Here is a 19147-nt window from a genome sequence, read left to right on the forward strand (position 1 = left end):
ACTGATTTATTGTAAAAACTTCTCTTCAAAGAAATCGAGTTGATAATCTAATGTTATCGGATCATTAAAGTAAAATGCATTGGCATTGACCTCAAATAAACGACCATTTTTCACTGCTTCTAAATCTTTAAACCATGTAGCTTCTGTAAACGAAGTATCTTGGTCCATAAACATACTGAAAATAACATAATCACCAGCGTAGTCACCTAATACCTCTTGAGAAATCGCGAAATAACCTGGTTCCAACGCCACTTCTTTCACTTTTTCAGGCATCTTTAAGCCCATTGCTTGATATAAAATTTCTGTTCCACGACCCCAGTTATCTCCATAAAGATACAATTGTTTATTGAAGTTTTCTGCGACAGTAACGGTTGCGTCCTCACCGATTTTCTCTTTAATTTTAGTACCTACCTCTGTAGCACGTACTTTAAAATCTTCTACCCATGCTGTTGCTTCTTTTTCTTTATTTACTACCTTACCAATTTCAATAAATTGCTGTAAATAATCCACTTTGCCGTAAGTAAATAACACTGTAGGAGCGATTTCAGCTAATTTATCAGCATTTTCAATACCACTTAAACCAAGAATTAAATCGGGTTCTAGCTCAAGAATTTTTTCAATATCTGTATTTTCAACAACCACTGCATCTTTAATGTCATCTTGGAAGTTTGGGTTTTTTGTCGCCCATGAATCAACACCAACGACATTAACATCAAGTTTTAATAAATCTCCAACAAATGAAGATAACACAACTACTCGTTTTGGATTAGCTGGTACTTCCACAGGACCTGTTTCAGATTCATACGTAATCGTCTCTGCTGAAGAAGCCTCTTTAGAACCCTCACCCGATTTTTCAGCACTTTCTTCTTTGTTGCCGCATGCTGCTAGCACGAGTACAACCATCATAAACATTGGTAAAAGCCACTTTTTCATGTGTAAATCCCCTTTAAATTGTTTGTAATAAGTTATATGTAATGCACATTGGTTTGTCCGTTCTAGGATCCTTGCCAATGACCGCATCAATATTAAACACTTTCTGTAAAACTTCTGGTACAACCACTTCTTCTGCAGTACCGAACTTCACAAGCTCTCCGTTTGACAGCGCCACAATATAATCAGAAAAACGTGCTGCTTGGTTTAAATCATGTAGCACCATGACAATCGTGCGTCCTTCATCCTCATTTAACTTGCTTAGTAATTCTAATACTTCTAGTTGATGTGCCATATCCAAATAAGTAGTTGGTTCATCTAAAAATATAATATCCGTTTCTTGTGCTAATGCCATCGCAATCCACACACGCTGACGTTGTCCACCAGATAGTGCATCAACCGTTTGTTGGCGAAATGCATCCGTTTTAGTTACCTGCAAGGCCCACTCAATCATGTCTTTGTCCTTTTGCGATAAATTGCCAAAGCCTTTTTGATAAGGGAACCGACCGTAAGAGACAAGCTCTTCCACCGTTAACCCATGCGCACTTTCAGGACTTTGTGGTAAAATGGCCAACTGTTTGGCCAATTCTTTTGTTTTCATCTTTGAAATATCTTGGCCGTCCAAAACGACATGTCCCTGATCATGCTTCAATATTCTCGTAATAGCCTTTAATAGTGTGGATTTACCACAGCCATTTGAGCCAATAATAGTTGTAATTTTTCCATCTGGAATTTGTAATGATAGATCGTGCACAATCGTCTTGTTATCATAACCAACACGAATCGATTCAATTTGTAAACGCAAATCGTAACCTCTCTTTCTTTTTACTTCTCGACATGCTATGATAATCAAAGTTTGTTAATGATAATCATTATCACTAAAATTAGTCTAGTTATCAGATAAGGTTTTGTCAAATACTTTTTTATTATTTTTTAAGGATGTGGCGATAAAAATGCAAGATGTATACGATGTAACAATTATCGGCGGTGGGCCTGCAGGTCTATATAGTGCCTTTTATAGTGGTTTAAGGGGATTAAAAACGAAGCTTATTGAAAGTCAGGATCAACTCGGTGGTAAAGTCTTGCTTTACCCAGAAAAGCTTATTTGGGATATTGGTGGTCATCCGCCAATTTTAGGTGAACAATTTGTCAAACAATTAATTGCGCAAGCAAAGACTTTTGACCCTACCATTCTAACTGGAACAAAGGTTGACTACATTGAGCGTCAAGAAGATAATTTTGTCATACATACAGCTCTAGGTGACAAGCATTACTCGAAAACAATTCTTTTAGCGGTTGGTGGTGGCATTATTAACCCTCAAAAACTTACGCTCGAAGGCGCTGAAAAATATGAGATGACAAACTTACACTATACGGTACAGTCCTATCAGCGCTTTGTAGACAAGGAAATTATTATTTCTGGTGGTGGTAATGCAGCACTTGACTGGGCAGTTGAACTTAGCCCTATTGCCAAAAACGTAACCGTTGTATACCGTAAAGAAACACTTTCTGCGCATGAAGCAACTATCAAAGAGGCGCTGGCAGCCGGTGTCCAAATTGAATGTAATACAACCATTACAAAATTATCCGCCAATACCGATAAAACAGCTATTCAATTAGTCACATGTGAAAATTCAAAAACTAAACAAAGTTATACACGTCAAATAGATGAAGTTATTGTCAGTCATGGCTATAATCGTGAGGCATCGTTAACTTTTGAAGAATCTATGACGATACCGAAGAAAGATAATTATTATTACGAGGGAAAAGCGACTGGTGAAACTGCACAACCAGGTATTTTCGCAGCAGGCGACATTCTTTCATTCGAAGGGAAAATACATCTCCTATTAGGTACTTTCCAAGATGCCGCAAATGCGGTCAACTCGGTGAAAACTTACCTAGAACCAACAGCCTATCGTAATGCGGTCGTATCTTCTCATAATGAGATGTTCAAAGAAAAAAATCGTTCAATTATTGAAAAACAACTTGTACATTCAAAATAATGACACTGAGCATTGTAACCTTCAACAAACCCCAACTCCTACTTGTTTGATGGTTGCAGCTTATTTCAAGCAAAGGAAACCCTCCTAAGATTATTTCTTAAGAGGGTTTTCTTACACTGCTGTTTTTTCTATCCTCCAGTATAGAAGAGTTTTATACGTTCGTTAGCTCGTATCCGTAAAAGCCCGTTCATATTTTTAGACACATAAAATGCCACAGATGACTCCACCGGTTCATCTAGATACTATTGAGTTTATTGACAGTCTGGCTATTAGCAAGACTTTACAGCTCTGAACGTTGACAAATTTATAGCAATCGTCACATGCATTTTTTACGCACATCACTTACTCGTTAGCTGCTTGCTCCCTATTATTTTGGTTCATAAAAAAGGCACATCAACTATATTTCCATTGATATGCCTAATGATATTCGTTTTCCAGCAAGCTAAACTATTTAAATAAACTTAACAATGACCCCATTTGCCTTAACATATTAACCCCGTTTGTTATTGTTCCCGCATGGCCCATTATTGCATTTAGACTATCTGGTAAATTTCCAAATTTAAAAGCCTGCGGTTGTTGCATAGGGTAAAAGAAAGGTTGCTCCTGTCTACCTTGATAAGAAGAGCCAAAACCTTGTCTATATCTTTGTGGGAGTGGTCTCCTTCTAGGATTGGGCGGATAAAATGGCATTGATTCACCCCCTATCAAATTGCGTTAAGATAGTATATGTTTGTATTTTTTTATGGATTAGACATTCGGAGAAGTACTGATAAAGAATATCGTTATGTGGCCTAAAAAATATTAAATTCTAGTGATTTATGTCACTTGTATGTTGCCCTAGAGAGCATATAATGGCTCCATGATAGGCAATATTTGAAGCGACGCTTACGCCTGCAAAGGTTCTTTTTTCATGTCAACTTTATCGTTTGCAGGAACCATACTATTTTTCATTTCATATGATAGAAATAAGAAAAATAAAGAAGGTGGTTGTAATTGCAAAATCCAAATATCTAGACTTTTTGTCCAGATTTGGTGTTGGGGGTGCACATCCTGGTGGTATTAATTTAACAAAGGAAATTTTTAAATCTGAGAACATTAGCACAACGTCTCATATTTTAGATGTAGGGTGTGGTACAGGCCAAACTGCTGCCTATATAGCGCACAAATATGGAGCAAAAGTAACGGGCATCGATATCAATTCAATTATGGTAGCTAAGGCTACAGAGAGAATGAAAAAAAAACGTCTGCCAGTAACTATCAGGCAAGGTTCCATCGAACAAACTTTGTTACCGGCAAATACATTTGATTTTGTTATTTCTGAATCCGTGCTTTCTTTTGTCCATAAAGCTAGTGCCATTAAAGAAATCTTTCGTTTATTAAAGCAAGGTGGTCGCTTCATTGCCATTGAATTTACCATTAACCAACAGCTCGGCGCAAAGATTGAAGAGGAAATCAAACAATTTTATGGATTTGATTCCTGCTTTATGAAAAAGGATTGGATTGCTTTATTTGAACAAGCTGGTTTTACAAATATTCGTATACAAAAAAACAAATCCATCTCTTCGATACCTGAATATCACTACTCAAAGAATATAGAACCTGAACTTTACGAGCTAATGGAAACGCATTATGACATGAACTTGAAGTATAAAGAGGTTTTGGACTATAGAATTTATACATGTACTAAATAATGAGTAGACATGAAGTGACTATTTAATGCAGACCTCGTTAGCATTGTTAAAAATCTACGAGGTTATCTTTGGTTTATCGGAGCATTTTGCTCGTGTTCAGCGATCCATCTAGAAACCTGCTCAGGTTTTTTTCCATAATCATCAGGCAACGCTTCCCCAAACATTACAATCTTCATTTATGTCCGTTCTAATAGTATGCCCAGCGTTCACTGTTTTGCTGTTTTTTTTGACAGGTTGTCTACGTTATTTACACCTTCCCTATAATTTCTTTTCTAATTGTTTTAATTTACGTAGGACAGCCTCTCTATTTTTTGCTAATTTTATATAGCCAGGTAGTGCATGTGATGCTGTTTTACCTGTAAAGTTTTTAGTTCGGAGTTTATCTGTCACATAGTCTATTAAATACTCTAGATGACTAGCGTTTAACGCCCAGATGGGTTGATTTGGCCCTAAGCTTGTTAAAAGGTAGTAGTCTAGTAAAAATACTGGATCTGTCCCTTGTGCATTTGACACCTTCGGATAGTAAACTTGTGTTGGATTAATTTTGATATGACATTGGACAAGTTTTGTACAATAAGGGCATTCCTTATTGAGCTTACGATATTGACGTTCTTTTTCTTCCAGTGGAATATTGACATGTCGTTGACAGGCGTTGCATTGGCCTTGCGCAAAGGTTTTTACTAAATAGTGCATATCTTTCGTGTTACGGAAAGTACAACTTTCGCATTGTACAATATAGGTATTGTCCATTCTTTTCATGTGCGCACATTTCGTACATTTAGGACATTGCACTAATACGGTATTTCCTCTTGACGTAAAGCTATAAAAATCAAAAGAAAAAGAATGGTGGATCTATAAATTTCGCCATAAAGGAACCTCCCTATGAATATAAATAATCGCTAAAGTATAGGATAAATACTTTAGCGATTTTATATTATCTATTTTACCAATCTCTATTTCTAATTGCTTCTTCTATATCAATATCTATGTTATAAGCCTTTAAAACTAAAAAAACCGTATCTGCAATGGATTCTCTGGCAACTGTTTCAATTTGGCTACCGTTTTCTTCAAATTCTTCCGCAAGCTCATTCAGTTTATCGGTCATCTCATCTAATTTTTGTTGAACTGTTTCTTCCGTATATGCACCATGTTCAAGATAATGAGCAAATACCTCGATTGTTGCTTTCATCTTATCTACTAAAAAATCAGGGAAATACAAATCTCTATACATGTCCACTAAGTAATTCATTTCTTTCGTCATAGAAAACCCTCCTAAATTAGGTTTTTTCACCAAAATTTATGGCTCAATTAATAGAGTAACATATTACATTATGTGTTATTCAAAGAATCTTGTGAATCCTGTAGTTATTTTATTTTTTCTATAAAATGCTTTAATATCCTAGCTGTTAAACCCCAAATTGTATACTTGTCATAATCAAAAAACCATTCCTCCATGGTACGCGTCCTCCATTGATATTGTGTACCGTTGACGATTTTATCAAACGGAAAGTCTAGTGAAGGCACTGGTTCCACAGATACTAAGTGCATATAAGGCTCATACTTCAATAGCCATTGAAGTGGTACCGTAAATACCTCCTCAACCTCTTCTTTGTTGTAAGAATGCATAATTTGGTTAGTATCAATAGTTGCTACAAATGGGTAGATAACAAATGAGGAAGAAGCAATATAAGGGCTTAATTGCCCTACAATAGTAATCGTTTTTGGATCAACACCTAATTCTTCAGTTGTTTCTCGTACAGCTGCTGCCATTGGGGATGCATCTGTTGCGTCGATTCGACCACCAGGAAAACTAATATCACCTGGCTGTTTTCTCATGGTGAATGACCGTACTTCGAAAAGGATATGCCATTCTTCATTCACCAGCACTAATGGAATCAAAATCGCTGAACGATAAGCTGTTTCCTCTCCTATAAATAGGGATTGATTTTGATTTAACTCTTTCTTCAGTTTATCTAGGAACATAAAATTCCCCTCACTTCAATATTTATATTCGTTTTTATCGTATCACTATTAGTTTGATGGATAAAGAATGCTTTCATAATTTTTTAAGCTTATGTACGCCAAGAAATGGATAGCCCAAACAGACAACGCACTAGCTCCTAATCGTCTTTAACGAAAAGACATCCACAGTAGAATTGTAATGCTTTACTTCAATACCTGAGCTTTTTAAAAAATTATTTGCTCTGGGCCACCTTACTGAAATAACTGTACCTACTTCTTACTTAGCATAATTTGGTTTACTAACAGGAACGTTTTCCATACATTTCGACCCTCGAAATTTCCACTGACAATCCTTAAAAAAACCAAATAATAGTCCTTACTTTGATTTCTTGGGTCATTTAACCATTCCTCGGTAGATGCGTTATCATAACCTACTTTATATTAAAAAAAGAAGGAGCGATAAAATGGTTAATTTCCCAGGAGGATTTCCGGGCGGTATACCAGGAATGCCAAGTGGTTTCCCAGGCGGAATGCCAGGAGGGATGCCAGGCGGAATGCCAGGCGGTTTCCCAGGTGGGATGCCAGGTGGTTTCCCAGGCGGAATGCCAGGTGGTTTCCCAGGCGGAATGCCAGGTGGTTTCCCAGGCGGAATGCCAGGTGGTTTCCCAGGCGGAATGCCGGGTGGTTTCCCAGGTGGGATGCCGGGTGGTTTCCCAGGTGGAATGCCAGGTGGTTTCCCAGGTGGGATGCCAGGTGGTTTCCCAGGCGGATTCCCAGGCGGTACGCCAGGTGGTTTCCCAGGCGGGATGCCGGGTGGAACACCTAGACCTGGTCAAGGGGGGCAAATGAACCCACCAGCACCGTCTCAACAAATGATTAGTAGATTTCAATTTCTAAGTCAAAATCCTTCACAGGCGCAAAGTATGTTACAATCACAAGGCCCAACAGCATTTGCAGCTGGCTGTGATGGTAGATGGACCATTGTGCTCTTACGAAATGGTCAGCTCTTTTTAATGTTTGTTTTCTCAGCAAGTGTAACTGGGAATACTACAGGAATTATATGGCCAAACTTCACGTTTGCTTCATTCCCATCTTCCGCTATATTAGCGTATTCTTGTAATTAATTTAAAAAATACTCATTTACTATGAATCTGTGATGAATCACATTTGACAATAATAAATGATCCCACTGAAAATTGCAGAGGGATCATTTTATTATTGCATTTTTGATGAACCTAAATAACTCAATTAACCCATATTTTTATAATTGATATAGTGGATTCAAATAATAGATAATTAAGTAGTTAAAATCTATTTTATAGGAAGGTATGAATAATAAATAGTATGAATAACAAATTTAAAAAATATGTTCTAATCCCCGCTCTGTTAACTACATTATTAGCCTCTCCATTTAGTGTTGATGCCTCAGTAAATGACATACATATGTCTTATTTATATGGTGGAACTGCTAGCTCCTATTTAGAAAATATAGATATGACTTTAGGTGCGTTAAATACAGCTACGCCAGGATTCTATGAGTTAAACGCTGACGGTAGTTTAAAATCTTCAATTGATAAAAATTTAATAGCAGAGTTACACAAAAGAAAATTAAAAGTCGTTCCATATATTACGAACAACTGGGATAGAAATTTAGCTCAAATGGCTATGAAAAATAGAGAAGTTTTATCTACTCAATTAGTAGATTCTGTAGTAAAAAATAACTTGGATGGCATAGATATTGATATTGAGAATTTAAACTATACCGATAAGGAAGTATTTACAGATTTCATTAGACTATTAAATGAAAAAATGCCGAATGATAAAACAATATCTATAGCAGTTGCTGCAAATCCACATGGATGGACGGTAGGATGGCATGGTTCTTATGATTATTTAAAACTAAGTGAATATAGTGATTACCTAATGTTAATGGCCTATGATGAAAGTTGGAATGGTGGTCCAGTAGGTCCTGTCGCTAGTTTATCATTTGTTGAAAATTCTATTATATCTTTATTAAATCAAGGTGTTGATTCCAAGAAAGTAGTTTTAGGTTTACCATTTTACGGGCGAATTTGGAATGATGACGAGGAATTAGGTGGATATGGTGTAGCGAATAAATCTGTAAAAAGCATAGTTAATAATCATAACGGAACACTATATTTTGATGATACCTCAAAATCAGCTTATGCTAAATTCACTGTGAGAGAAAACGATTTGCCAACTTATATTGGTGGTAAAAAACTTTCAACGGGCAATTATACTATTTGGTATGAAAATGATTTATCTTTAAAATATAAATTAAGATTAGTAGAGAAATACAATTTAAGAGGAACTGGTAGTTGGGATTTAACACAAGCAGATAACGGGATATGGAAATTTTATATGTCTTGGGCGAATGGACAACATAATTTTATAGATGCAGAAAATCATTGGGCTGAAAATGATATTATGTCTCTTTATAGAAAGGGATGGATAAGTGGGAAAAATGAGTACATTTTTGGCCCTAATGGTGATCTAACAAGGGCACAAGCTGTTACTATCCTTACAAACGCGATTGGTTTAAAAGACAAAAACGAAACAGTACCTAATTACTTTACAGATGTTCCAACTGACCATTGGGCAAAACAGGCTATTGAACTAGCACATAAGTATAATATTGTTAATGGACCGAAACCAAACGTCTTTGAACCGAATTCTCGAATTACAAGAGCTCAATTATCAGCAATATTATCGAGAATACTAGATTACCCATTAGATAATACGAATGACTTACCTTTTTATGATGTACAAAAGGGACATTGGGCGTACTTAGAAATTTTAAAACTAAGTAGTCAGGGAATTATCAACGGTAAAGAAGACGGCGGATTTTATCCGAATGATTTTGTTAAAAGAGCACAAATGGCAGCGATGGTTAATCGTGCGAGTGGAGATTTAGAAAAATATTCAAAATAACATAATTAACATCCCCCTCCTCCAAGAAAGTGTTGATAAATAAGGTATAGGCAAAACAGGGCTTGATCTACAAAACGTGTAGAATCAGCCCTGTTTTTAACTACCTTTCCCCTTTGTCGTAATCCCTCATCTTGTTCGTCCTAAACGCGACGGTATTTCCTTCGGGCTCTACAAATTTTTATATTGATACTAAGTACAGGCAAGCCGACTGCATTAACACAGCTCATGCCGCAAAAAAGCTACTGCTCTTAGTGACATGTACGGTCAAGTACATATTTTAAAGAGCCAAATATCATTCTAAGGTAAGGCGTTTTTGCTGAATTACATGAACTTGATTTAAAATCAGTGCACCGAACATTTGAATCGTCGTCTTCACAATAATTTGTCCCAAAATGGCGGCTGGTACTGCTTCCCAAGGCAGGATATTGGCTCCAAGTGGACTCAAGCCAATGACTACGAAAATCGCGGAATCCAGAAATCCACCAACAATTCCGCTGTAGAACACACGCCAAGCCATTGGTAGTTTCAATCGGGTATAGATTTCTGTATCAGCTGTTTCAGCGACAACAAATGAAAGTGCCGATGCTACCACAATCAATAGTGTATCCCCGAGTATGAATGAAATCACTGCGGATAAAATAAGAGCTGTCATAATAAACAAATACGTCTTTGCTCTACCATATTTATTTTGCACAAGATCCCGGAAAATGAAGGTCGCCCCAATCAACAGCGTCCCCATTGGAACGATAAACATGCCAAACTGTAATGGCGCAAATGCTGCCGTTACTACATTAGCAATGACAATAGATAATAAATAAAATAATATTCTCATGATGGTACTCCTCAAGTAAATTTAAAGAAAATTTTGCAGTTGCAAAACTATACACCTCTTTTATTTCCCCAAACAAGGGCATGCAACTGTGGTAGTACTTTGACATCTCTTACTTCCTCATCTGCAATCACCCTGTCAATTAGCGCTTGGTACTTCTCCAATAAATGGCTAATCAGCTGCGCATTATCAGTCGTCGTAATATCATCATTACCGACTTGTAAATAAAAGGGAATCGTCGGATATCGAAGGTGAATTTGCTTAGCATAAGCATAATCCTCTTCATTAAAAACGACTATTTTGAGGGATATATGCTGATTGCTGTTTCGATTTTGAAGTTTTCCGAGGATATCAGATAGTACTGTATAGTCTGAGGTCATTCCGGAACTAGGAGGCTTGGGTGAAATCGTCAGTTCATCGATATCATATAGCCATTGTTGCCATCTGCTTCCCTGTGTCTCTACTCCAACCTTTATGTCGTTTTCTTTTAAAATAGCAATGAGCGCTTCCAAATTTCGAAAGAGTGCAGGATTGCCACCCGAAATCGTGACAAAAGAAAAACCACTGCCCCCGAGTCGTTTCAACTCAGACCAAATCTCATCTGCTGTCATTTGGACAATCAAATGCTTTCCGCTGCCATCCCATGTAAACGATGAATCACACCAGGAACAGGAATAGTCACAGCCAGCAGTCCGCACAAACATCGTCTTCTGTCCAACTACCATACCCTCGCCTTGAATGGTCGGTCCGAAAATCTCGATAACAGGTACCTTACTCAACTTCCATCCACTCCCGTCGCACTTCAGCATAGCTTGTCGGCGTCTCATACAGCTTGATAAATTCTACACGCGCTCCGTTATATCGTTGTTCATCAAGCAGGGCTTTTGCTAACTTTTCGTAAATCCAGACTACAATGTTCTCTGCGGTTGTATTCATCGGTGGAAGCGTTTCATTTAAATAACGATGATCCAAATAAATGTCTATTTTTTGTTGCCAAATTTCTTTTATATCTCCAAAGTCAATCATCAAACCGCGTTCATCTGTATACCCACTTAACCCTAGTACAGCACGATACGTATGACCATGCAGATTTTTGCATTTCCCCTCATAATCATGTAAATGATGGGCTGCATCGAAGGTAAATTCCTTGCTCACGAGAACGCGTTTTGTATGATAGTTCAATTGATTCCTTTGAATATCTTCATCTATTTTTTGGAGCTTCTCGACAATTTTAAAATGATGCATGTCTTAAGACTCCTTTCTGAAGCTTAAATAGTCATCCAGTCCTTTTTTTCGCAGTTTACACGCCGGACATTCACCACAACCATCTGCTATTACACCGTTATAACAAGTTAACGTTCTTTGCCGAACGAACTCAAGTGCCCCAAGCTGATCAGCAAGCGCCCATGTCTGTGCCTTATTCAGCCACATTAACGGTGTATCAATCACAAAGGAATCGTCCATAGATAAATTTAACGTTACATTCAAAGATTTTATAAAAATATCCCGGCAATCCGGATATCCGCTAAAATCCGTTTCACAAACACCAGTTACGATATGCTTGGCTCCAACTTGGCTCGCCAAAACGCCCGCAAATGAAAGAAAGAGCAAATTCCGGCCAGGCACAAAAGTCGATGGAAGCCCGCCATCTTCTCCGTCCTCTACTTCGATGTCTTGTCGTGTCAATGCATTAGGAGCAAGCTGATTCAGGAGTGACATATCAAGAATGTGATGCGTGACACCAAGTTCCGCTGCTATCTCCTTTGCACATTCAATTTCCAGAAGATGCCTTTGACCGTAATCAAAAGTCACCGCCTCAACCTCTTCAAAACGTTCTTGTGCCCAGAACAAACAAGTGGTACTGTCCTGACCTCCACTAAACACAACAATTGCTTTTTCCTGCTTCATCTATAAAAACTCCCTTTTAACGAAAAAAACAGCACCCTAAGAAAAATGCTGTTTCTTCTTAGTTTTTTTAAGAGGGTAGCTAAAACCTCTTCCTTCATTGATAAGATTTTCAAAATTTATCCCGCATTAACGGTCAGTAAAACGCCCACCTCAAGTGGAAAGATGAGAACGAGTACACTAAGTGGGCGATCAACTGACAGTAAAAGCCCGATTGGTTCAACTAACAATCAGTGGGGAATGAAGAAAACCCCCACTGATTGAAGTTTCACTTTATCGATTATCAATTTTTTCTGGATTTAGATCGTGATTCATTAAACGATAATTCGCTATTTCTTCGTATTTAGTTTCTGGTTTCCCATAGTTACACCATGGATCAATCGAAATCCCTCCACGTGGTGTAAATTTTCCCCACACTTCGATATATCTTGGATCAAGTAATTTAATTAAATCGTTCATAATGATATTGACGCAATCTTCATGGAAATCGCCATGATTTCTAAAACTAAATAAATATAATTTCAGTGACTTACTTTCCACAATTTTTTTATCCGGGATATATGAGATGTACATCGTCGCAAAATCAGGCTGATTTGTAAGTGGACATAAACTAGTGAACTCTGGACAATTAAACTTGACGAAATAATCTCGATTGGCATGAAGATTGTCTACTGCCTCCAATACTTCGGGTGCATATTCGTATGCATATTGCGTACCTTGATTACCTAATAATGTTAAATCCTTCAGTCCTTCTTCATGGCTTCGGCCAGACATAAAAAAACCTCCTCGTAAAATGTTTCCCAACACTTTTCAAGAGAGGCATCACCAATCATTCTATTAAAACATAAGTAAAAACATAAAAAAGCCACGTCCGATATGGACATGGCATATTGTCATGTTTCCATAGTTTTTTATAGAGGGTATCAGCTATGAACCTCTCCCGTTCTAGTCCGGGCATTCTTTTCTTTAATCATAATATAGAATATGGTGGAAAACGTCAAATGAAAATTTTTAAATAAAGTCTTCCGATAAATGCTTTTTCGAAAAAACCACTGTTATACGAGGGCACTGAAAAAGTATTTACCTTTTTTGATTTAGCGCTCTGGCTTTCGCTTTCCGCGGGCGACGGCGAGCCACCTCCTATGCTTCGCTTTGTGCAGGGTCTCGTCTGTCTCGCTTATCCCGCAGGTGTCTCATGCCGCCTATACCGTCCTATATTTTAGCCGTACAGAGCTTTAAACGATTAATATTTTTTTAAAAAGAAAAACCTCACTTACGTATGATACGTTCTCCATATCCTATCCCAATCGTTTATCACTAAGCAGGTTACAAAGTGTACTTTGTTTTTCCTTTCACCAGGTAAGAACGTACTCTTTCTCTTCATCTGCTTCTTTTACTCGATATGGCCGTCGACAGAAAGATTTTATGTTGCTATCCATTCATAACTCCCCTTCTAGTTCCTCTGACAGGAGATTTACCGTCCATTTCCAACAGATTCCACATCAACACGGACACCCTTGTACTTGGCTAACCAGCCATTCTGTCTTCGCAGTTCGGGACTTACACCCTATAGATTACGTCCGTGCTGGGCGCACAAAAGTTCTTATGACACCTGTCATAAAGAACTTTTGACTGCTGTGAATAGTTTTTTTCTCTGTTGCACTTTATCATTTTACTTAAGAAAACATAGAAAGAGTGATAGGAATGATGCAAGCTCATCAAAGGTTACCGCTAATCGACATTTTACGAGGCTTTGCGGTATTGGGTACATTGGGTACAAATATTTGGATTTTTGCTTATCTCGGAGACTTAACTTACATTACAACAAGTAACTATTCAGGTTGGTGGTCATTCGATGATTTTCTACGAATGCTCGTATTATTTTTCGTAAATGGAAAGCTTTTAGGACTGTTAACCATTATGTTCGGAGTTGGTCTAGAATTGAAATACCAGCAATTCATTCGAAAAGGTTATGCATGGCCAGGTGTCTATATTTGGACTATTTTGTTCTTGTTTGTAGAAGGTTTTATCCATTTCACATTGGTCATGGAATATGATATTTTGATGAGTTACGCTGTGACAGCCATCATCGTTGCCTTTATTGTAAAGGCTGGCGATAAAGCCATTCATCGCGCTTTATATCTAGTTGGTGGATTTCATGCACTTATCATTCTGCTAATTTTAGTAAGTGCCTTACTAGGCGCAAATATGTCTTTACCTGGCAACGATTTGATCGTCAGTATGTATCAACATGGTACTTGGTTTGAACAAATCCACCATCGTTTAACGAATTTTTGGTTTTTTAGAACGGAAGCCATTTTTATTATTCCCATGAATATTTTCTTATTTTTAATGGGCGTAAAGTTAATGCGAACTGGCGTATTTTCTCAAAATGAACATGGACGTCACATGCGTAGAAAGTTATTTGCTATTGGGGTTTATATCGGTGTACCGTTGAATCTTCTTATTTTCATTCCTGGAGGAGCATTTGATTTCCCTGTTCGCTATTTATTTGCACCGCTGCTATCAATTGGATATATTGGCGTTTTAGGTAAAATGTTAGAGTATAAGAAAGCAGATTGGCTATGGCAACGATTTGGAGAAGTTGGTAAAATGTCTTTAAGTTGCTATGTTTTACAAAATGTACTGTCGTCTATTATTTTCTATGGTTGGGGCTTTGGTTTAGGTGGAAAGCTTTCTAGCTTCGAAATTATTGTCGTTTGGATGACTCTGTCCCTTTTCCAACTCTTCATTGCGCATATTTGTCTAAAACATTTTCATTATGGACCTTTGGAATGGCTTCGAAAACATGCTGTGCAAGCCGTTGCACATAAATAATCAACAAGGGTTGGTGTCATGTATAAAAATTTATCCTAAAGAGCAAGCAAAACAATATTTAATTATCGATGTAGTATCCATTATTATTTTGATATTTATAGTATTAAGCTCGAACTCGAATTTACCTGTCATAGCAAAAATAATTGTCCTCATAACATTCTTAATAGCATTTTATGTTGCCTTATGGTATAGAGATTGGCGCCTTCATCTGGCAACATTAACAGGACTCTTTAGCGTTGCAATAATTGGAATTTACGAAGGTTCTATCATGCTATTTTTCGGATTTACGTTCGCAGATTTAATCGGGAGAGCACAAGTCAAATGGCATATTGCTTCGGCAATGCTAGCCATTGCCTTGATGTTTATCGTTGTTTTATGGGTTGAAACAGGCGAGCTATTCAAAATAGACGACCCGATTATACTTCCTATTATGCTAATTCAACTTGTCTTCCCCGTGCTGATTTACTATATAGAGAAGGCAAAAAACTTAAAAGTTGAGTTAGCAACGGTCAATACGCAACTGGTAAAACAGCACGAACGACAACGTATCGCGAGAGATCTCCACGATACGATTGGCCACACCCTCACAATGATTAAATTAAAAACGGAGCTGACAACTAAATTAGTAGATAAAGATCCATCCCGAGTAAAAGGCGAATTGCAAGATATTTTAGCAACAACGCGAACAGCACTTAAACAAGTAAGAGAGTTAGTGTCTGATATGAACTTCGTTTCATTAGAAAGTGAACTTTTACACTGTGAAAAACTGCTGCTATCAGCTGATATCGCCATTAACATATCGAACAATTGTCCCAAAATACTATTATCAAGTGTAGAAGAAACCATGCTTGCCTTATGTGTTCGAGAAGCTACAACAAATATCCTCAAACATAGTCAAGCAAAGTCCTGTATTGTAGAAATCGACTATTTCGACCCTATCTATACGCTAAACATAATCGATGACGGTATAGGTTTAGAAAATCAAGGCCTTGGCAATGGCCTATCATCTATACAGGAACGAATGTCAATCCTGCAAGGCACTGCAACGATTGATAATTTTACTAATGGCGGAACCATTGTGTCGTTAAAATTACCTTTCCAACACTATCGAAAGGAGCCCCTTAAATGATACGCATATTATTAGCCGAAGACCAACAAATGTTGCGTGGCGCCTTAACTTCATTGCTGTCATTCGAGAATGACATTGAAGTAATTGCAGAAGTTTCTGATGGTCAAAAAGCATGGCAATGCATACAGAGCGATGTGCCTGATGTTTGTATTTTGGACATCGAAATGCCGAATTTGACAGGACTAGAACTTGCCGAAAAAATTAAAAATGCAAAACTACCTTGCAAAGTGATGATCGTCACAACTTTCGCTCGTCCAGGGTATTTACAGAAGGCAATGGATTGTGAGGTCCATGGTTATTTATTGAAGGATGAACCGATTGATTATTTAATCGAAACAATACGCAAAGTAATGAATGGCGAAAAGGTCGTGAGTAGAGATTTAGCCGCTACGTTATTTATGAAAGAGCAAAATCCTCTAAATGAACGAGAAATAGCTGTGCTCCAGCTTGTTAAAGAAGGATTCACAACCGGTGAGATCAGCAAAAAATTATTTTTAACAAAAGGAACGATTCGCAATTATTTATCAACCTCTATTCAGAAACTGCATGTAGAATCCAGACAGCAAGCCGTTCAAATTGCCAATGACAAAGGCTGGCTTTAAAGATCATAAATGATAAGCGCTACATAATGTATTGAAAAGTAAGCAACTAAAAAAATGAACTACCCTATTGTTGGGTGTAGTTCATTTTTATTGTGCACCTATTTTGTTGTCGTCTATAGACTTCTTGAAATTCGCTATTTTAATTTTATTTATTTCTCTTTTTGCTGTAGTAAATCTCTTAAAAGTAGAATCATCTCTTCTTGTTGTTTGATCTTTCTACGGCCATTCCGATTGATGGCTACAAGTTCGCAGGCAATGCCAGCAGCAAAGAAAAACGATAAACTAGTTAACATTAAAAGCTCCTCCAAAACATGTACTATCAGCCAGCACTGCGCAATTGTCTCTCTTGTATAAATTGTATATCCTTATTTACTTCTTGACGCTGGCATATATTATTTCGGATAAGAGCTGTAATAACGAGCAATGTTCCTACAATATCAAAAATGGTTATAGCATACCCTTGTACCATCATAATGACTAATGTAGTAATCGGCACGAAGTTGATAAATAAGATGCCATTAATGGAGGACAAAATTTTCACACCATAGTTCCAACAAAGTAGCGCGACAATTCCCGGTAAAACCATCATAAACAATAAATCGTATTTAACAACTGCGATTGTTCCCATACTTGGTACTGACACATATCCTAGCATTGTCCCTATCATCGTTAATATTGCTGTTACGGCTGTACCAAATACACAAGTCAATGTTGAATAACGGAGTGTCGACCATTCAGGAAATGAGTGCCCGCCCATCGTATAGATAACCCATCCCACAACTCCCATTAATATAAATGCGAGCGGCATTATATTATTTTTCAATGTCAGAAAGAAAGCCATATCGCCTTTTGTAATTACAAACATAGCGCCAACAAATGCAATGACCATGCTTATCATCATATACTTTTTGGGCTTGACGTTTTTATATCCCCATAGAATAGCAATCGAAATCATTGGCATCAGTGCCTCCATTATAGACGCTACCATAACACCAGATTTGCCCATTAGCATCTGCCCTAAGAAAACAAGCACATTGTAGACAGTAAATGCCATCACCCCGAAAAAGATTAGCAGTTTCCCTTTCCCTTCTAATTGAAATGCTTTCTTACCTTCCTTTATCCATAATAAAATAATCAATGCAATCGATACCGCTCCATATCGAATGGTTGAAAAATAAAATGGATCGATATATTCTAGCGCATGATCTGCAACTGGGAACATTGCGCCCCATGAAATACTTGCAATTAAACAGGCAATCGCACCTAGTATCATTTTACTCTTGTTCACTGCTATTCCTCGCTTCTATGTATTCTCTATCTATTTCACAATGAGAATTATAAAAAAGAAATAGCATCACGTAAAATGATTGAAAGTGATATAAACTATCATTTATAATGATAGTTTATCAAGGAGGATTACACAGTGGAACTACGAGACTTACAAATTTTCAAATGCGTTGCCACGCTAGGAAGCGTCAGCAGTGCAGCAAAGGAATTAAACTATGTCCAATCCAACGTCACAGCACGTATTAAGCATTTAGAGAACGAGCTCAACACACAGCTTTTTTATCGTCATAAAAAAGGCATGATATTGAATGAAGATGGTAGAAAAATGCTTACTTACGTTAACAAAATTCTATTGGATGTTGAAGAATTACAACAAGTATTTCTAGATAGTCATACGCCTGTTGGCACATTAAAAATTGGTACAGTTGAAATCGTGAGTATCTTACCAACCATACTAGCGGCTTACTATAAGGACTACCCCAATGTCGATTTATCATTACAAGCGGGTTTGACTGAAGAACTCATAAAAGAAGTAACCGATCACCAATTAGATGGTGCTTTTATATCAGGTCCTATCAAACATCCACATTTAGAACAATACGATGTCTGTATGGAAAAACTCGTTCTTGTGACGCAAAACAAAACTTTTCATAAAGATGATTTTTTAACAACACCCATCCTTGTTTCTAATAAAGGTTGTGGTTATCGTTCTAAGCTAGAACACTGGCTTAAAGATGAAGGTTTACTGCCAAAAAGGATTATGGAATTTAACATACTCGAGACTATCATAAACAGTGTTGCCCTTGGCCTCGGCATTACACTCGTACCGCAATCTGCTGTCAATCAACTTGCCACAACAAGTAAGGTATATTGTCATCCGATTCCTAAAAAATATGGCAGCAATTCAACTGTATTTATACGGCGAAAAGATGCCTATATGACCAATTCAATGCGTTACTTTTTACAAACCATTGCAGAGCATCGAGATATCACTATGTTATAAGAAAAACACTTCCATG

General features: G+C 37.4%; 21 protein-coding genes and 1 riboswitch. Of the genes, 8 read left to right on the top strand and 13 right to left on the bottom strand.

All coding sequences use genetic code 11. The features are described from left to right. Nucleotides 1–6: 6 nt before the first annotated feature. On the bottom strand, nt 7–933 hold the full coding sequence (locus C9J35_RS05730; protein WP_107923760.1) for an iron-hydroxamate ABC transporter substrate-binding protein: 927 nt from the start codon (nt 931–933) through the stop codon (nt 7–9). 13 nt (nt 934–946) lie between these two features. Then, nucleotides 947–1735 carry an ABC transporter ATP-binding protein gene (locus C9J35_RS05735; protein WP_107923761.1) on the bottom strand — a complete coding sequence of 263 codons (789 nt, stop codon included), beginning with the start codon at nt 1733–1735 and terminating at the stop codon, nt 947–949. Between the two features lie 148 nt (nt 1736–1883). Here C9J35_RS05735 and C9J35_RS05740 point away from each other — a divergent pair, with 148 nt between their 5' ends. Further along, nucleotides 1884–2933 carry an NAD(P)/FAD-dependent oxidoreductase gene (locus tag C9J35_RS05740; protein ID WP_107923762.1) on the top strand — a complete coding sequence of 350 codons (1050 nt, stop codon included), beginning with the start codon at nt 1884–1886 and terminating at the stop codon, nt 2931–2933. A gap of 447 nt (nt 2934–3380) precedes the next feature. On the opposite strand, the gene C9J35_RS05745 is transcribed toward C9J35_RS05740, so the two are convergent. After that, nucleotides 3381–3623 (bottom strand): hypothetical protein, encoded by a 243-nt coding sequence (locus C9J35_RS05745; RefSeq protein ID WP_107923763.1) that lies wholly within the window; start codon nt 3621–3623, stop codon nt 3381–3383. A 293-nt stretch (nt 3624–3916) separates the two neighbouring features. Here C9J35_RS05745 and C9J35_RS05750 point away from each other — a divergent pair, with 293 nt between their 5' ends. Beyond that, entirely contained in the window at nt 3917–4624 is a 708-nt protein-coding gene (locus tag C9J35_RS05750; RefSeq protein WP_235616205.1) for a class I SAM-dependent methyltransferase, read from the top strand. Between the two features lie 258 nt (nt 4625–4882). On the opposite strand, the gene C9J35_RS05755 is transcribed toward C9J35_RS05750, so the two are convergent. From C9J35_RS05755 to C9J35_RS05765, 3 genes are all read right to left on the bottom strand, one after another. Next, nucleotides 4883–5383: a hypothetical protein gene (locus tag C9J35_RS05755; RefSeq protein WP_153062942.1), complete on the bottom strand. Its 501-nt coding sequence runs from the start codon at nt 5381–5383 to the stop codon at nt 4883–4885. A 184-nt stretch (nt 5384–5567) separates the two neighbouring features. Further along, nucleotides 5568–5885, bottom strand: coding sequence for a DUF5713 family protein (locus C9J35_RS05760; protein ID WP_107923766.1), 318 nt, complete (start codon nt 5883–5885; stop codon nt 5568–5570). 104 nt (nt 5886–5989) lie between these two features. After that, nucleotides 5990–6607 carry an NUDIX hydrolase gene (locus C9J35_RS05765; protein ID WP_107923767.1) on the bottom strand — a complete coding sequence of 206 codons (618 nt, stop codon included), beginning with the start codon at nt 6605–6607 and terminating at the stop codon, nt 5990–5992. Nucleotides 6608–7050: 443 nt separating this feature from the next. Between C9J35_RS05765 and C9J35_RS23920 the strand changes: the two genes are divergently transcribed. Continuing rightward, on the top strand, nt 7051–7710 hold the full coding sequence (locus C9J35_RS23920; RefSeq protein WP_201262046.1) for a hypothetical protein: 660 nt from the start codon (nt 7051–7053) through the stop codon (nt 7708–7710). A 220-nt stretch (nt 7711–7930) separates the two neighbouring features. Continuing rightward, entirely contained in the window at nt 7931–9538 is a 1608-nt protein-coding gene (locus C9J35_RS05775) for a glycosyl hydrolase family 18 protein (RefSeq protein ID WP_107923768.1), read from the top strand. A 292-nt stretch (nt 9539–9830) separates the two neighbouring features. Here the strand turns inward: C9J35_RS05775 and C9J35_RS05780 are convergent, their stop codons facing one another. From C9J35_RS05780 to queF, 5 genes are all read right to left on the bottom strand, one after another. Further along, nucleotides 9831–10370 (bottom strand): VUT family protein, encoded by a 540-nt coding sequence (locus tag C9J35_RS05780; RefSeq protein WP_054768461.1) that lies wholly within the window; start codon nt 10368–10370, stop codon nt 9831–9833. 47 nt (nt 10371–10417) lie between these two features. Further along, nucleotides 10418–11146, bottom strand: coding sequence for a 7-carboxy-7-deazaguanine synthase QueE (gene queE / locus C9J35_RS05785; RefSeq protein ID WP_054768460.1), 729 nt, complete (start codon nt 11144–11146; stop codon nt 10418–10420). Next, a complete protein-coding gene (queD, locus tag C9J35_RS05790; protein WP_107923769.1) occupies nt 11139–11612 on the bottom strand; it encodes a 6-carboxytetrahydropterin synthase QueD in 474 nt (157 codons plus the stop codon). The genes queE and queD overlap by 8 nt, the downstream gene beginning before the upstream one ends. A gap of 3 nt (nt 11613–11615) precedes the next feature. Beyond that, nucleotides 11616–12275, bottom strand: a complete 660-nt coding sequence (gene queC, locus C9J35_RS05795; RefSeq protein ID WP_107923770.1) for a 7-cyano-7-deazaguanine synthase QueC — start codon at nt 12273–12275, stop codon at nt 11616–11618. 270 nt (nt 12276–12545) lie between these two features. Next, entirely contained in the window at nt 12546–13046 is a 501-nt protein-coding gene (gene queF, locus C9J35_RS05805) for a preQ(1) synthase (protein WP_107923772.1), read from the bottom strand. A gap of 123 nt (nt 13047–13169) precedes the next feature. Beyond that, nucleotides 13170–13216, bottom strand: a riboswitch (PreQ1 riboswitch). Nucleotides 13217–13976: 760 nt separating this feature from the next. Between queF and C9J35_RS05810 the strand changes: the two genes are divergently transcribed. From C9J35_RS05810 to C9J35_RS05820, 3 genes are read left to right on the top strand one after another with little or no spacing between them, the layout of a single operon-like run. Then, the gene (locus C9J35_RS05810; RefSeq protein WP_438941200.1) at nt 13977–15110 is read left to right on the top strand and encodes a DUF418 domain-containing protein; all 1134 of its coding nucleotides are present in this window, start codon (nt 13977–13979) and stop codon (nt 15108–15110) included. 13 nt (nt 15111–15123) lie between these two features. Beyond that, nucleotides 15124–16239 carry a sensor histidine kinase gene (locus C9J35_RS05815; RefSeq protein ID WP_327322898.1) on the top strand — a complete coding sequence of 372 codons (1116 nt, stop codon included), beginning with the start codon at nt 15124–15126 and terminating at the stop codon, nt 16237–16239. Continuing rightward, on the top strand, nt 16236–16841 hold the full coding sequence (locus C9J35_RS05820; protein ID WP_107923774.1) for a response regulator transcription factor: 606 nt from the start codon (nt 16236–16238) through the stop codon (nt 16839–16841). Before C9J35_RS05815 ends, C9J35_RS05820 begins: the two co-directional genes overlap by 4 nt. 149 nt (nt 16842–16990) lie before the next feature. Here C9J35_RS05820 and C9J35_RS05825 read toward each other — a convergent pair whose 3' ends face one another. Beyond that, complete coding sequence (locus C9J35_RS05825; RefSeq protein ID WP_107923775.1) at nt 16991–17134, bottom strand: YrzO family protein; 144 nt, start codon at nt 17132–17134, stop codon at nt 16991–16993. Between the two features lie 26 nt (nt 17135–17160). Further along, nucleotides 17161–18114 carry a DMT family transporter gene (locus C9J35_RS05830; protein WP_420798417.1) on the bottom strand — a complete coding sequence of 318 codons (954 nt, stop codon included), beginning with the start codon at nt 18112–18114 and terminating at the stop codon, nt 17161–17163. A 150-nt stretch (nt 18115–18264) separates the two neighbouring features. On the opposite strand from C9J35_RS05830, the gene C9J35_RS05835 reads away from it, so the two are divergent. Then, entirely contained in the window at nt 18265–19131 is an 867-nt protein-coding gene (locus C9J35_RS05835; protein ID WP_107923776.1) for a LysR family transcriptional regulator, read from the top strand. Nucleotides 19132–19147: the final 16 nt, after the last annotated feature.

The organism is Lysinibacillus parviboronicapiens, from assembly GCF_003049575.1.
Taxonomy (GTDB): domain Bacteria; phylum Bacillota; class Bacilli; order Bacillales_A; family Planococcaceae; genus Lysinibacillus; species Lysinibacillus parviboronicapiens.

Bases quoted from the DNA above. Each gene is read 5' to 3' on its own strand.
- C9J35_RS05730 (WP_107923760.1), bottom strand. From the start codon at position 933: ATGAAAAAGTGGCTTTTACCAATGTTTATGATGGTTGTACTCGTGCTA.
- C9J35_RS05740 (WP_107923762.1), top strand. From the start codon at position 1,884: ATGCAAGATGTATACGATGTAACAATTATCGGCGGTGGGCCTGCAGGT.
- C9J35_RS05745 (WP_107923763.1), bottom strand. From the start codon at position 3,623: ATGCCATTTTATCCGCCCAATCCTAGAAGGAGACCACTCCCACAAAGA.
- C9J35_RS05755 (WP_153062942.1), bottom strand. From the start codon at position 5,383: ATGAAAAGAATGGACAATACCTATATTGTACAATGCGAAAGTTGTACT.
- C9J35_RS05760 (WP_107923766.1), bottom strand. From the start codon at position 5,885: ATGACGAAAGAAATGAATTACTTAGTGGACATGTATAGAGATTTGTAT.
- C9J35_RS05765 (WP_107923767.1), bottom strand. From the start codon at position 6,607: ATGTTCCTAGATAAACTGAAGAAAGAGTTAAATCAAAATCAATCCCTA.
- C9J35_RS23920 (WP_201262046.1), top strand. From the start codon at position 7,051: ATGGTTAATTTCCCAGGAGGATTTCCGGGCGGTATACCAGGAATGCCA.
- C9J35_RS05775 (WP_107923768.1), top strand. From the start codon at position 7,931: ATGAATAACAAATTTAAAAAATATGTTCTAATCCCCGCTCTGTTAACT.
- C9J35_RS05780 (WP_054768461.1), bottom strand. From the start codon at position 10,370: ATGAGAATATTATTTTATTTATTATCTATTGTCATTGCTAATGTAGTA.
- queD (WP_107923769.1), bottom strand. From the start codon at position 11,612: ATGCATCATTTTAAAATTGTCGAGAAGCTCCAAAAAATAGATGAAGAT.
- queC (WP_107923770.1), bottom strand. From the start codon at position 12,275: ATGAAGCAGGAAAAAGCAATTGTTGTGTTTAGTGGAGGTCAGGACAGT.
- queF (WP_107923772.1), bottom strand. From the start codon at position 13,046: ATGTCTGGCCGAAGCCATGAAGAAGGACTGAAGGATTTAACATTATTA.
- C9J35_RS05810 (WP_438941200.1), top strand. From the start codon at position 13,977: ATGATGCAAGCTCATCAAAGGTTACCGCTAATCGACATTTTACGAGGC.
- C9J35_RS05820 (WP_107923774.1), top strand. From the start codon at position 16,236: ATGATACGCATATTATTAGCCGAAGACCAACAAATGTTGCGTGGCGCC.
- C9J35_RS05825 (WP_107923775.1), bottom strand. From the start codon at position 17,134: ATGTTAACTAGTTTATCGTTTTTCTTTGCTGCTGGCATTGCCTGCGAA.
- C9J35_RS05830 (WP_420798417.1), bottom strand. From the start codon at position 18,114: ATGATACTAGGTGCGATTGCCTGTTTAATTGCAAGTATTTCATGGGGC.